General features: G+C 46.0%; 11 protein-coding genes. 8 read left to right on the forward strand and 3 right to left on the reverse strand.

Annotated elements, in window-relative coordinates:
* Positions 1 to 245: 245 nt before the first annotated feature.
* The gene (locus tag PHH59_RS09825) at positions 246 to 2,150 is read right to left on the reverse strand and encodes a DCC1-like thiol-disulfide oxidoreductase family protein (RefSeq protein WP_300014960.1); all 1,905 of its coding nucleotides are present in this window, start codon (positions 2,148 to 2,150) and stop codon (positions 246 to 248) included.
* 600 nt (positions 2,151 to 2,750) lie between these two features.
* On the opposite strand from PHH59_RS09825, the gene PHH59_RS09830 reads away from it, so the two are divergent.
* Both PHH59_RS09830 and PHH59_RS09835 read left to right on the forward strand, forming a co-directional pair.
* Positions 2,751 to 3,143: a hypothetical protein gene (locus tag PHH59_RS09830; RefSeq protein WP_300014963.1), complete on the forward strand. Its 393-nt coding sequence runs from the start codon at positions 2,751 to 2,753 to the stop codon at positions 3,141 to 3,143.
* Between the two features lie 24 nt (positions 3,144 to 3,167).
* Entirely contained in the window at positions 3,168 to 3,614 is a 447-nt protein-coding gene (locus PHH59_RS09835; RefSeq protein ID WP_300014966.1) for a hypothetical protein, read from the forward strand.
* Between the two features lie 225 nt (positions 3,615 to 3,839).
* Here the strand turns inward: PHH59_RS09835 and PHH59_RS09840 are convergent, their stop codons facing one another.
* Positions 3,840 to 4,028, reverse strand: coding sequence for a DUF2970 domain-containing protein (locus PHH59_RS09840; RefSeq protein ID WP_300014969.1), 189 nt, complete (start codon positions 4,026 to 4,028; stop codon positions 3,840 to 3,842).
* 97 nt (positions 4,029 to 4,125) lie between these two features.
* Between PHH59_RS09840 and metH the strand changes: the two genes are divergently transcribed.
* From metH to PHH59_RS09870, 6 genes are all read left to right on the forward strand, one after another.
* On the forward strand, positions 4,126 to 7,803 hold the full coding sequence (metH, locus tag PHH59_RS09845; RefSeq protein ID WP_300014972.1) for a methionine synthase: 3,678 nt from the start codon (positions 4,126 to 4,128) through the stop codon (positions 7,801 to 7,803).
* A gap of 73 nt (positions 7,804 to 7,876) precedes the next feature.
* Positions 7,877 to 8,656 carry a hypothetical protein gene (locus PHH59_RS09850; protein WP_300014974.1) on the forward strand — a complete coding sequence of 260 codons (780 nt, stop codon included), beginning with the start codon at positions 7,877 to 7,879 and terminating at the stop codon, positions 8,654 to 8,656.
* Positions 8,657 to 8,702: 46 nt separating this feature from the next.
* A complete protein-coding gene (locus PHH59_RS09855; protein WP_300014977.1) occupies positions 8,703 to 10,010 on the forward strand; it encodes an ATP-binding protein in 1,308 nt (435 codons plus the stop codon).
* On the forward strand, positions 10,007 to 10,765 hold the full coding sequence (locus PHH59_RS09860; RefSeq protein ID WP_300014979.1) for a hypothetical protein: 759 nt from the start codon (positions 10,007 to 10,009) through the stop codon (positions 10,763 to 10,765). The genes PHH59_RS09855 and PHH59_RS09860 overlap by 4 nt, the downstream gene beginning before the upstream one ends.
* 388 nt (positions 10,766 to 11,153) lie before the next feature.
* Entirely contained in the window at positions 11,154 to 12,041 is an 888-nt protein-coding gene (cyoE, locus tag PHH59_RS09865; RefSeq protein ID WP_300014982.1) for a heme o synthase, read from the forward strand.
* Complete coding sequence (locus PHH59_RS09870) at positions 12,038 to 13,072, forward strand: glycosyl transferase family protein (protein WP_300014985.1); 1,035 nt, start codon at positions 12,038 to 12,040, stop codon at positions 13,070 to 13,072. The genes cyoE and PHH59_RS09870 overlap by 4 nt, the downstream gene beginning before the upstream one ends.
* Positions 13,073 to 13,258: 186 nt before the next feature.
* On the opposite strand, the gene PHH59_RS09875 is transcribed toward PHH59_RS09870, so the two are convergent.
* Positions 13,259 to 14,467: a glycerophosphodiester phosphodiesterase family protein gene (locus PHH59_RS09875; RefSeq protein ID WP_300014988.1), complete on the reverse strand. Its 1,209-nt coding sequence runs from the start codon at positions 14,465 to 14,467 to the stop codon at positions 13,259 to 13,261.
* Between the last annotated feature and the right edge of the window lie 293 nt (positions 14,468 to 14,760).

The following is a 14,760-nucleotide window of genomic DNA, read 5'->3' on the forward strand; positions in this document are numbered from 1 at the left end:
TTAATTACAGTTCGATTGAACTAGAAACTTTTTGTTTTGAACCATCTGGATCATCCATACAGCCAGATAAGCCAACTACCATCAATGCCATAGCCAAAAGTGCAAGAATTTTTTTCATAATATTATCCTCCAAAGGGGTTTAACTTATTTTATTTATTGTGCGTCAATGAATGAAAGCACGGGCAATTTATATCATGGCTAGTGCATTGATGCAATATTTAAAGTCATCCGGCGTTTTTATACGCTTATAGCGAATTGATATTATTCGGTAAATCGTAGGTAATCACGTTGTTCGTCCATTTCACCGTTCCGATAGTCACCCACGGTGCCGCGAAATTGCGGTGCAGTTGGTCGTAAACCCAATAGCTAGGTGCGTCAATTTTTTTGAGCTGGATATGGAAGGTCGTGTTGTTCAAATTCAAGCCAATTTCATGCCCCCAAAACGCGGTCACTTTCATGATGAATTTTTGTAAGCGTACATTGTTGATGTTGGGGGTCACGGCGATGTTCGCCCACATCGAATGCACCCGTCCCCAGTTCGGGGCGAGTAAGCGGCCTTGTTCATTAACGAAGGGGAGCCACTGTTCTTTGCCTTGTGCATCGGTGTAGGTGATTGCCAGAATGTGGTCGTAACCGGCGAAATGGTCGTGCAGATACAGTGCGTGTGGGGCTATGCCCAAAAAAGTCTGTGACAGCTCCAATAGTGCGTTGCTGCTTTTTGCCAGCGCGTCCGTGACCAGACTTTGCTTGGTGTCAATATCAAGACGGTAAACAATCCCATAATGGATGGTGCTGTTCAGTTGCAATAGCACGATGACGATGAGGATTTTTTCCAGTTTCCGTATCAATGATTTAGGTTTTTGTGCCGCCATTTCGACAAAATAGCGTTGATACCAAGTGTCATTGGACAATGGGGCCGCCACCAAGCAATCGGTGTTGCACTCGACGCGGCTACGCGCATCGGCAATGGCGCGGTATTTATTTTTTGCCAGTACGTAAATGCCTGGCAGCCGTAAAATAATGCCAACAATCGCCAACCAGCGCATTTTCAGGAAAATTTGGATATAAGTGTCGACACCCGAATAAACCCGCTGTCCGTTGTCCAGCGCGTATAAATCGGTCAGTAAGGTCTGCGGGCTGGTTGCCGCCATTGCCGGATACTGTGCGGCGTAATCCTGGGCGTTTTTAAAGTCGATGCACTTAAAAACATCGAAATGGTTCAAGATTAGCACGGTGCGGTTGCATAACGGACATTGTTTGTCATAAAACACGGTCAATGCCGGATGTTTTGCCACCAAGCGGTCACCCATCGCCCGCCAAAAACCGAACGGGACGAGCAGGGTATAAAAAATCAGCATTCCCATGCCAAACGGATAAATATTCAGCGACAAGGTAATGCCCAAATGCAAACTCATGCCAATCAACAAATAGATGACGCGTAATCGGCGATGGGCAAAAAAGAACATGAAGGTGAATTGGAAAACCAAGATTGTGTAGCCTATGGCCTTTTCCACCATTTCCCTATTCAATAGCCAAGACATATCCAGTGCCGATACGTAATAAGGCTGGGTCGATGGTAGCCAAGAACCTAGCCCATTGCGCCAATGTTCGGCAAACATTTTATGTATCGCCGAATCAAAATACAAAAATCCCAAGCAAATCAAAACCGGTAGGTAGTAAGCCAACACCGATACGGTGGCTTGCGGATAACGGCTGTAATGGATAAATGGGGTGCTAAGCTTATACCTGAGCTTGTCCAGGGAAAAGGCCTGGTCTCCTGGCATAAACAACAGGAAAAAGTTTGTGCCGATCATGAATAAATCAAAACCGCCATCAAAATCGCGCTGCATGGGCGTGAAATTGATGAAAACCAGCCAGAAAATATAATTGCAGGTCAGTGCGGATTGATAGCGGTAGCCGAGGACGATAAAACTGGCCGCTATGCCCCATAGGCATAAAAACAGGGTGATGGTCGGAAATTCGACATCAATGAACGGGACGGGGTCGAAAATCAGGTGGTTGAAATAATACAGGAACACAATTTCCTGTAGGGTGACCAAGCCATAAGCCAGACGAAACGCACCGATACCGGTGGCAGGGACTTGTTTGGAAAGTAAGGAGGAGATTTTATAGAATATTAGCTGATACATTAAAACATTCTGGAAAATGTATTAATTGTAAATTAATTTACGTTGAGATGTGCAATAAATCCCTATAGCCCCTAAAAAACTAAGGCCGCTAACAGAAATACTGTTAGCGGCCTCATTTGACTGGACTAGACGGCTTATTGTTCGTCGTCAGGGTGTGGAGCGAATACCCATTTGATTAAAAAATAAACAGCAGCGATAACTACAACCGCGCCTACCATGCCAGCCGGCTCTTTTAACATTGACGTGAGATCTAAAATGAACCCCATGGGATGTCCTACCTGTAATTTTTTTATGTTTTAGAAATTGCTAATTTGTTAGCAAACGGAAGCAACATAATACTTTAGGTGCAATTAAAGTCAAGAGCTAATTGTTGTTTGATAAATCAAAATTAGGCTATAAAACCTATAGGGTTATATGGATTTTTGGACTTTGTAAAGGCATCGTTTTTTTGCATAACCTTTCTTAATAAGTGGTTATATTAAAAGCATTTTCAACATTTAAAGGCGCATTCGAACCGATTGTAAATTTAAAGCTCGATAGCAAGTGTGGTATAGTTTAAACTTCTTGTTTCGCGGAGTTTATATTATGAGGACAAGAAAAATGATAAAAAATATTAAAATGCTTCCATTTATCGCCATTATATGGATGTGTGCGTTTTCAGTTCATGCCGATGTGGCATTAAAGGATAATTCGGAGATATTGGGCAAATGGAATTTATACGCTGAATCATCGAAATTAGACAGTGAGAAAAAAGCGATAAAAGTTGAATGGGATTTCAAAGCCGATGGTATCTTGCACACCACTGCGACTGATTCTGTTGGACGGACTAAAGAAATGAAAATAGCCATTAAGTACGCGGTTGAAAATGGTGAAATTAAAAAACAGACAAAACTCGGACAAGAAAAATACGAATCATGCAAAGTGGTCAAAAAAGAAGGTTCTGAGATGATTTTAAAATGTCCGTTTTTATTCTATTTTTTAACAAAAATATAAAACTTTAACAGGAAGGGTATAACTATGATTGGTGCTATAGCAATGATTTTTGCGCTGGTATGGATTTATCAATCGGGAATAAAAGCAAAAACCGATAATTTATTCATGTGGATAGGCATTTGTGCGGCGGTGTTTTTGGCTTCACAAGTCATGCTTTATGATGTCAACATTTATCTCGCCGATTTGTTCAATGGCAAAGATGTCAGTTCAGAAGGCTATGAGCGGGATTTGGTCAGTGTCGGTGATAGAAAAAATCAAGAAGGCTTTCAAAGTGCTGGCGGAGCTTTTCTGTCTTACTTTTTAGAATTGATGCCGCCTTTGGTCGGCTTTTTGATTTTGGCGTTTATACGCCTGCAATTTGTCACTAAAGAAAGCTTTTCAATACCTAATTTATTTAGTGGGATTAATGAAATGGTGTCGGGCGCAGTCAAAAGTGTGGCTGAATCAATGAAGCAAGGTGTCAAAAAATAATCCGTTGCTTAACAAGCGGTAATCCCAGCAAAAGCCCAAGCTGTGCTTGGGCTTTTTTATGGTAATTATCAAGCAAATCGCCTTAAGGAATCACAGATCAAGATTCCGTTTCTCTTTTCTTTCATGGCGCAAAGAGATGGCAATAGGCCATGCCTATTGGATTTATAACCCTCCCTGTGATCACGGAAGGGGTTCTGGTTTTGCTTAGTGGTTGCCTAAAATTTCCTAAGCTAACACTGCCGAAACTACAAAGATTATTATCGCAACAAATAGCACCGTAAAAACCACGCCTCCAATAAGGTAGTTTTTCAGGGAGCCTTGTGTAAAATCCTTTTGCCTGTTTTCTTCACTTTGTACACCAATAAAGGCGGCTAAAACGCTTTTAATGACTTGGATCATGCTTGGTTGGGTCATCGAAATCTCCGGTAATTGAGCCGAAAATAATAGTGTTAGCCTTCCGTTTACGCAATGATTATATTTAGTCTGCCAATCTAACTTTAACTTACCCAGTATGAGCAAAATAGAATTATTTAAACAGCAATTATCGCAAAAAATCCTGTTTCTTGATGGCGCGATGGGGACGATGATCCAAGGCTACAAGCTGGAAGAAAAAGATTATCGTGGCACCCGTTTTGCCCAGTGGGAGATTGATTTAAAAGGCAACAATGACTTGTTGACGCTGACCCAGCCGGACATTATCAAAGCCATACACTGCGCGTATTTTGAAGCGGGGACAGATATAGTCGAAACCAATACATTTAATTCCAACAGCATTGGTATGGGCGATTATGGCATGGAAGCCTTAGTTTACGAATTGAACAAAGAAGGCGCGAAGCTGGCAAAACAAGCTGCGGATGAGTGCACACAAAAAACGCCCGACAAACCGCGCTTTGTCGCCGGCGTGTTAGGCCCGACTAGCCGTACCGCGTCGATGTCACCCGATGTCAACGATCCCGGATTTCGCAACATTTCTTTTGACGAACTGGTCGAGACTTACACCGAAGCCACGCAAGGACTCATTGACGGCGGTGCGGACATCATTCTGATAGAAACCATTTTCGACACGCTCAATGCCAAAGCCGCCGCCTTTGCCGTAGAAAACGTTTTCGACGCCTTGGGCTACAAACTGCCCGTGATGATTTCCGGCACGATTACGGACGCATCAGGCCGCACCCTGTCAGGCCAAACCGTCGCCGCGTTCTGGCATTCGCTTAAACATATCCAACCGATTTCCTTTGGCTTCAACTGCGCGTTGGGCGCAAAAGAACTGCGCCAGCACATTGAAGAATTATCGACCATCGCCGACACCCACGTTTCCGCGCACCCCAACGCCGGTTTGCCCAACGAGTTCGGCGAATACGACGAATCGCCAGAAGCAATGGCTGCTGAAATCGAAGACTGGGCGGTGAGTGGCTATTTGAACATCATCGGCGGCTGTTGCGGCACATCTCCCGCACATATCAAAGCCATAGTCGAAGCCGTCAAAAAATACCCGCCCCGCGTAGTTCCCGATTTGCCCAAACAATGCCGTTTATCCGGTCTTGAACCCATGACGATAGCCGCAGACAGCCTGTTTGTGAATGTCGGCGAACGCACCAATGTCACCGGTTCCGCCGCCTTCAAGCGTCTGATTATCGAAGGTGATTTTGAAGCGGCTTTAGATGTTGCCCGCCAACAAGTCGAAAACGGCGCGCAAATCATCGACATCAACATGGACGAAGGGATGCTCGAATCTAAAGAAGCGATGGTGCGCTTCTTGATGCTGATCGCGTCCGAACCTGACATCGCCAAAGTGCCGATCATGCTCGACTCCTCGAAATGGGACATCCTCGAAGCAGGTTTGAAGTGCATCCAAGGCAAAGGCATCGTCAACTCCATTTCGATGAAAGAAGGCGAAGCCGCCTTTATCAAACATGCCAAACTGGTCAAACGCTATGGCGCGGCGGTCATCGTCATGGCCTTTGATGAAGTCGGTCAGGCGGACACCCAAGCCCGCAAAGTCGAAATTTGTACCCGCGCTTATAAAATTCTCGTCGAACAAATCGGCTTCCCGCCCGAAGACATTATTTTCGACCCCAACATTTTCGCCGTCGCCACCGGCATTGAAGAACACAACAATTATGGCGTGGACTTCATCGAAGCCACCCGCATCATCAAACAAACCCTGCCCCACGCGTTGATTTCCGGCGGCGTGTCCAACGTGTCGTTTTCGTTCCGTGGCAATAATCCGGTGCGTGAAGCCATCCACGCGGTGTTTTTGTATCACGCGATTCAGGCGGGTATGACTATGGGCATCGTCAACGCCGGGTCTGTGGCGATTTACGAAGACATCCCGCTAGATTTGCGCGATGCCGTTGAAGACGTAATTCTCAACAGACATGACGGCAGCGGCACGGAAAAATTGCTGGAACTGGCGGAAAAATACCGTGGCGACGGCAGCACCAGCGAAGCCAAACCGGAAGAGCAAGAATGGCGCACTTGGCCTGTCAGCAAACGCCTGGAACACGCGCTGGTGAAAGGCATCACCGACTTCATCGACGAAGACACCGAAGCCGCGCGTCTGGAAGCCGAACGCCCGCTGCACGTCATCGAAGGCCCGTTGATGGACGGCATGAACGTGGTCGGCGATTTGTTCGGCGCGGGCAAAATGTTCCTGCCGCAAGTGGTCAAATCCGCCCGCGTCATGAAAAAAGCCGTGGCTTATTTGATGCCGTACATGGAAGCCGACAAAGTCGCGGGAGACCGCCAAACCAACGGCAAAATCCTGATGGCGACCGTGAAAGGCGACGTGCATGACATCGGCAAAAACATCGTCGGCGTGGTCTTGCAATGCAACAACTACGATGTCATTGACTTGGGCGTGATGGTGCCTACCGAAAAAATCCTGCAAACGGCAAGGCTGGAAAACGTCGATATTATCGGACTCAGCGGCCTGATTACGCCGTCGCTCGATGAAATGGTGCATGTCGCCAAAGAAATGCAGCGGCAAGGCTTCACGATACCGTTGATGATCGGCGGCGCGACCACCTCGCGTGCCCACACGGCGGTGAAAATCGAGCCGAATTACACGGGCACAACGGTCTACGTCACCGATGCCTCGCGTGCGGTCGGTGTCGCCAGCAACTTGTTAAGCACCGATTTAAAAGCTGAGTTTGTCGGTAGTTTACGCACCGAATACGCGCAAGTGCGCGAACGCCACAAAGGCAAAGAATCAAAAACCAAGCAACACACTATTGAGGCGGCCCGCGCCAATAAATTCAGGGGCTATCATCAGCCAGTAAAGCCTAAATTTTTAGGTGTGAAAGTCATTGATGACGTGTCGCTGGCGATGCTGGCGGAATTCATCGACTGGTCGCCGTTTTTCCAAACTTGGGAAATGGCGGGCAGCTACCCGAAAATTTTGGATGATGAAACCATCGGCAACGAAGCCCGCAAACTGTTCGCCGACGCGAAGACCATGCTCAAGCAAATCATCGCTGAAAACTGGCTAGGCGCACGGGCGGTCATCGGCTTCTTCCCCGCGCACAGCGACGAAGACGATGTTGTGTTGTACACCGACGAAACCCGCACCGAAGAACGGGCAACCCTGCACCACCTACGCCAGCAAAACGTCAAGGCCCCAGGCCGCCCGAATTACTGCTTGTCTGACTTCATCGCGCCCAAAACCAGCGGCGTGGCGGATTATATCGGCGGTTTCGCCGTCACCACGGGCATGGGCATCGAAACCAAGCTGGCACAGTTTGAAGCAGACCATGACGATTACAGCGCCATCATGCTCAAAGCCTTGGCAGACCGGTTAGCCGAAGCCTTCGCCGAATACCTGCATTTGCGGGTCAGAAAAGACTACTGGGGCTACGCGGAAGAAGAAAATCACGCTAACGACCAGTTAATCAACGAAGCCTACCAAGGCATCCGCCCCGCCCCCGGCTATCCGGCTTGCCCTGACCATACCGAAAAAGCCAAGCTGTTCGCCTTGCTCAACGCCACCGAACACACCACGATAGAACTGACCGAAAGCTACGCCATGTATCCGGCCTCGGCAGTCAGTGGCTGGTATTTCTCGCATCCTGAAGCGCAGTATTTTAATGTCGGGAAGATCGATAAAGATCAGTTGAGCGATTATGCGAAACGGAAAGGCATTGCGGAGGAAGTGGCGGCAAGGTGGTTGGCGGCGCATTTGCATCATTAGAGTCTATGCTCTAATTTGGATAACTTAAAAATTTGCCTTATCTTCGGCATTGTTAAATCAACGAGGAGATGTAATGGAAATGTGGGAACGAGGAGATATATTCGGATTATGGATAGAGATTACTTTAATTATCTGGGTAGCGGCCTTTTTAATTAAAGGATTAAGTTATTTCATTTTTTCAGAGAAAAGACAAAAAGAATATTTGAACACCCTAAACGCTAAGATTCGAGAAACTAAAGATTTTATAAGAAAAATACCTGATTTCAATGTCACCGACCAATTTATGTTTGCTGGAGGAGACTGGGCTATAGCAATTGACGAGTCAAGAGGTAAGTTTTGCGAAGCCAAAAGAGAAGGTAGTTCGTTTGTTAAGCGCGTAATTAGCTACCAAGAAATTCTTAGCTCAGAGCTGTTCGAAGATGGTGAACTTATTGTAAAAACAGAAAGATCAAGCCAGATAGGCGGCGCAATAGTTGGAGGCCTGTTGTTAGGTGGAGTTGGAACAGTAATTGGTGGACTTTCTGGCAAAAAAAGACAACAAAACAAGATCAATGACCTTACACTTAGGATAGTTGTAAATGACCAAATGAACCCTCTTCTTGATATTCGTTTTTTAGAAGGGGAAACAGACAAAAATAATGAATTTTACAAGTATTGTTTGGAAACCGCCCGCAAATGGCAGGCTCGCATGGAAATTTTAATAAAGCGGGCCGAGAGAGAAGAAGCCTTTCGCAGAACCGAAACGAACACAGTAAGTCTGCCAGATGAACTGAAGAAACTTGCCGAATTAAAGAACGTCGGAGTCATTACCGATGAAGAATTCAATGTTCTAAAGGGAAAAATGCTCAACTAAACTCTACCCTCAGCAAGCCTATTAAAACAGGATATACGGAATGATTATGCCTACCGAAAAAAAAATTTGTGAGGGAGTCTATTTTTTATCACTAACTTTAGAAAACGTCCGCTGCTTTAGTGAAAAACAAACCTTAGATTTGTCGGACGGCAATGGTCGACCAGCACAGTGGACAGTGATTCTTGGAGATAACGGGGTTGGCAAAACCACGCTGCTGGAGGTTTTAAAAAAACATACTGCACTGATTGATGGCAGTGAAACACAGACGCTACCACGAAAAAATGCTGAACAGTATTTTATTGAATATACCTATGCTTCTGGCGGCACACTAGATGACCAATCTAAGGAATTCAAAGTGAATTCATACAGATGGCGCGATTACAGTCCCAGCACTACGAGAAGAAAGGTAGCTGAATTTATGAACTCCAAGATTCCAGTTGCCGCTCAAATGTATACTTCTAACAACATACAGATTCATCTTTATTCATATTGGGCAAATAGAAAACCGGAAAAATATAACTTTTCATTCAAACCGACAACACCTGATACGTTGACTAGAAGTGAAGATGAATTAATTAAAGCAGAAGAGTGGCTATTAAGTACAGATTATATTGCTAATAAACCATCTGAAATTCAAGATACCTACAAAGAACGTTTCCAAATCATTAAGGATGTTTTGATTAAGTTGCTTCCTAACGTTGAAGACATTCAAGTTTCTGAACCAACTGCAAATTTACCTCTACCGAGAGTTCAATTTAAAACTGCTGATGGCTGGTTACTGTTCTATCAACTTAGTCTAGGCTATCAAACGATGACAACTTGGATGGTTGACTTGGCTGCCCGGCTATTTGATACCTACCCCAACAGCCCCAACCCTATCGCCGAACCTGCCGTAGTGCTGATTGACGAAATCGACCTCCACTTACACCCAAAATGGCAACGCACCATCATGTCATATTTGAGCGAGCGTTTCATCAACACCCAATTCATCGTCACCGCGCATAGCCCGCTCATCGTGCAAGCGGCTGAACAGGCTAATATCGTGGTGTTAAAGCGCGAAGGCGATAGCGTAACGATCCACCAACAAGAAAAAGACGTGCAAGGCTGGCGTATTGACCAATTATTGACCAGCGATTTATTCGACTTGGGCAGTGCGCGGTCGCCGTTTTATGAAAACAAACTGGCACAACGTCGGCAGATTTTAAGCAAACCGGAATTGACCGACGAAGACCAAGCGCAATTAAAGGTATTGGAAGCGGAAATAGGCGATTTACCGACCGCCGAAACCCCCGAAGATATTGCCGCGATGGACATCATCCGCCGTGCCGCAGAATTACTGAAAACATCGGCATGATTTTTATCCAACGCACCGATGAACCTGATGTTTTAAAAACCACAGGCCAAGCCGAACAATTGGCTTTGTGCGCCCAATTCGAGCAGGGCAATCCTAATTTTGAGTTTAAAAGTAGCATTTATGGGCATAACTCCGTAAAAACGGCTTTACGCACCATGCAACATGGGAAATGCTGTTTTTGTGAGGCAAAAATCACCCATATCAGTTATGGCGATGTTGAACATTACCGACCCAAAGGCGGACATCAACAGAAAGAATCAGACAAGCTCACGAAACCTGGCTATTACTGGCTGACCTACACTTGGGGCAACCTGTTGTTTTGCTGCACCTTGTGCAATCAGCAATATAAGAAAAACCTGTTCCCGCTAAAAAATCCCGCCAGCCGTGCGCGTAGCCATCATGACGATGTGGCGGCAGAAGAACCTTTGCTGATAAATCCATCGGTGTTAAATCCACAAGATTACATTGGTTTTCGGGATGAAATCCCGTATCCGATTGCAGACCATATTTACGGTAAAACGACCATCACAATACTAGAGCTGGACAGAGAAGCCTTAAATGAAACCAGGCGCAGCAAATTGGGTTTAATCAAAAATTTGCTGGCGGTCATCGAGATTGCCACCGAACAACCGGATAACCAACAATTACAGCAACTTGTCGGACAAACTAAGCAGAACTTAAAACAACAGACTGCATCAACAGCGGAATTTTCCACAATGGTCAGTGCTTTTGTTTTTAGCAAGATTACCTTATAGCTTTTCTTGATCCTCCTTCTACCAAGATGAATAGCCGCAGATTCTTCAGCACTGGGAATGGTGGCGGTGCTGATGGGTTTTTTATCAGTTTCCGGCAAATTTTTTGCACCGCGATCAGTTTTCAATAAGCGGTAAACCTCTTCAAGTAATTGGCTCATATAAACTTCCTTTTAGCATTTTGGGTGAAAAGAAAATATGGCATTATGATTTGAATCTATCTGATCTATTGTATAGGCAAGCCAGGTAGTTGATCACGCTGTAGCCAACCCGTCCTACAAAACGCTTAAACCAAGCAGTAAGCCTTATCTCCAAGCACACCAGCCACTTTCCATAACCCCCGCTTCCCTGTATTCTATAAAAAAATCATCATCCAGTTACCGCTTAAATCATGTCTAGCCAAATCCCTGATATTTCCTGGAAAAATTACCTCACGCTGTGCAAACCCAACGTGGTTTTGGAAATGCTGTTCACCGCCGTGGTCGGCATGTTGCTTGCTGTGCCGGGAATGCCACCGTTGGCGACTGTTTTTTACGCCACGCTAGGCATCGCGCTTGCCGCTTCGTCAGCCGCAGCGATCAACCATTTCATTGACCGCAAGGCCGATGCGCTTATGACCCGTACCGAAAACCGCCCTTTACCCAAAGGCAATTTGACTGCGGCCAATGTCATGGCCTTTGCCGTGGTGTTGGGGGTTGCCTCGATGCTTATCCTGGTGTTGTTGGTCAATGTCCTGACCGCGATCCTGACCTTTTTATCGCTGTTTGGCTATGCGATTGTCTATACGCTGTACCTGAAACGCGCCACGCCGCAAAACATCGTCATCGGCGGCGCGTTTGGCGCGACCCCGCCGTTGCTGGGCTGGTGCGCGATGACTAACAGCATCCATCCTTATGCTTTGCTATTGGTGCTGATTATTTTCGTCTGGACGCCGCCGCATTTTTGGGCCTTGGCAATTGCCCGCCGCGAGGAATACGCCAAGGTCAACATTCCGATGTTGCCGGTCACGCACGGTGTGGAATTCACCCGTTTGCAGATTTTGCTGTACACCGTCTTATTGCTGATCGCCACTTTATTGCCTTATTTGACGGGTATGAGCGGGTTGATTTATCTGGGCGTGGCTGTGCCTTTAGGTCTTTTCTTCATTTATCTGGCGGTTTTGATGATGCGGATTAAAGACAATAAAACCGCGATGAAAACCTTTGGCTTTTCCATCGTTTATATCACCGTCTTGTTTGCGGTTTTACTCTTTGACCATTACTTCCTGCTAACGTTATGACATTCACCCATCACGAAGAAACCCCATATTCTGAACATCCTTTCGCAGAAATCGTCCGCATCCTCGGCAAAGGCAAAAAAGGCTCGCGCCCGTTGACACAGGAAGAAGCTTATCGCGCCATGAAGATGATTTTGGCGGATGAAGTGCTGCCAGTGCAGTTGGGGGCGTTTTTGATGTTGATGCGGGTCAAGGAAGAAACGGCGGAAGAATTGGCGGGATTTGTCCAAGCCGCTATGGAATCGTTTATGGAATCGTTCCAAATTGATGATGAGGGTTTGGTTGATCTGGATTGGTCATCGTATGCTGGCAAGCGTCGGCATTTACCGTGGTTTTTGTTGTCGGCCTTATTGTTGGCGGAAAACGGCATCACCGTGTTCATGCACGGGGCCAGCGGGCATTCGGCAGGTCGGCTGTACACGGAAAATATGCTGGGCTATTTGGGTTTGGCTTGTGCCCATTCGGTAGAAGAGGCTCGGCAACAACTGGAGCAACAGCATTTTAGTTATCTATCGCTGGAACACTTTTGCCCCAAGCTCAATGAAATTATCGAACTGCGCCCCATACTGGGCCTGCGTTCGCCCGTACATACACTGGTCAGGATGCTAAACCCGTTCAAGGCGCCGTACAGCATCCAGGGCATTTTCCATCCCAGTTATCGTGCTGTGCACCAACACGCCGCTTTGTTGTTGGAACAACCGCACATGGCGGTTTTGAAAGGCGAAGGCGGCGAAACGGAACGTAATCCTGATATGGAATGTTTAGTGCAGAGCGTCCATCATGGCAAATTGTCCGACGAAAATTGGCCTGCTTTATTTACCCGCCGCCATATTAAACCCGACGAATTGAATCCTGAACGGCTCTCCCAGCTCTGGCGAGGCGATTATATTGATGAATTTGCGATGGCATCGGTGATTGGCACAACGGCAATTGCTTTAAATTTGTTGGAGATTACCGATGACCAACAACAAGCTTATGACATAGCGATGGGCTATTGGCAGTCCAGGGACAGGAACAAATTTTCTCGCAAGTAACTTCGGAAAGGGTTTGATCGCCTTATTCTTTGGATAGGATTATTTTGTTGCCGAAGTTCCTGCCCGATGCTTAGTCGGGAAAATATCCGTTTGCGGGATTTTTGAGTCGGTTAGACAGGGAATGTGGGGGATGGAACAAACGGTTACAGGCATTGCACCCGTAACCGCCTGCTTAGCGGGGAGGGATTATTTCAAGCCCATGCAGTTAGCATAGTAAGTGACTGTGGCCGCCCAGTCAGAGAAGACGCCGATAACGCCAACGTCTTTAGCCAATACATCCAAGAATACCATCGTATCGCCATCCGTTTTGATAGCGTCAGTGATGGATTGGTAATAATAGCCGCCACCGTTTTTCAACAGGCCGGAGCGTTCCAGAGTCCAGGTGATGATTTTCATGCCAGACGCTTTAAGGGCCATGGCATAATCAGAAGGGATAATTTTTTTGTTGGCATCCAAAGTCACCAAAGCCCAAGTCGGTGGCGCGACGATTTTTACGCCTTGTGCGACTAATTTGGGGATACGCGCTGTTGCGGCAATGACGTCGGCGGGTGTGTTCAAGTCTTCCAACGCCACCGCTTGTTGGCCAAAATTAGGGTATCTGGCAAGCCAATAAAGAATATCATCATGATTAAACGATTGTGGGAATACATCGCTGGATTTTACACCAGCCAATTTATATTCTCTTATCATTTTGGAAGCGTATTGTTCTTGGGTAAAACCATTGAACGGCATTGGGACGCTTGGGAATTTCAATTCTGGCGTCATTTTTACGCCGAATTTTTTTGCCAACTCAATAAATTCTTTATGAGTTAAAACAGTGCCATTGCCTGAATAGAGATCAGTACGAAAATTAGGAGTTGAATCAAGATATTCGGCAACTGTTTTTGCGTTAGGGTTGCCGCCATCCATTTTGCCTTTCAATGATTTGAACTCAGCAACAGTGATGTCGCTAGTGCAACATTGTACTTTAGCAAAGGGTGTCGCGCTGGTGAAATCAGGTGGGACAGTACATTTTGCAGCTAATGGTGTATCCAAAATATTGGTGGTGGTGTGCAAATCACATTGTGAATGACGGCAAACCAATTCTTTGTCTTTAGTGAAGGCCACGTCACATTCAACAATACCTGCGCCCATTTTTACAGCCGCTTCTAAAGACTGTTTAGTTTCTTCAGGAAATTGTAAAGCCGCGCCGCGATGACCGATTGAGAATTCTGATTTATAAAATGGGCCACTAGAGCATTGTTGCAAAGCGGTTTTCAGATCGCTGGGTTGCATGTCTTCAACCAAGAAGAACGGCCTTGGTCCCAATTGGACGTTTTCATCAGCAGATGCTGCTAATGGTGACAAAGCAACAACTACTGCCGCCGCTGCTAACAACGTTTTCAGATAACGCATGATATTCCCCCAATAAATGGTTAATAAAAGTGTTTATGGTGGACTTGAGTCCGCCCACCACTCTACCTGCCGATTAAGTCGGTTTTATGTCGATTTTGTTATCAATTTATGAAAATAGGCTGGCTTGGCGAGGTTGTGAAGATAAATACAAAATTGATTTGTAATATTTATTTAGGTGCCCCCGTAAATCGGTTTGGCGTTTGTTGGGATTGTTATGTAAACAGGTGTAACTTATGGTTAATAATAAGTTATGGTTAATAAATGGTTCTTTGCATTACGGTTGGGCGCAAATT

The organism is Methylovulum sp. (genome assembly GCF_028687615.1).
In the GTDB taxonomy this organism is placed as follows: Bacteria; Pseudomonadota; Gammaproteobacteria; order Methylococcales; family Methylomonadaceae; genus Methylovulum.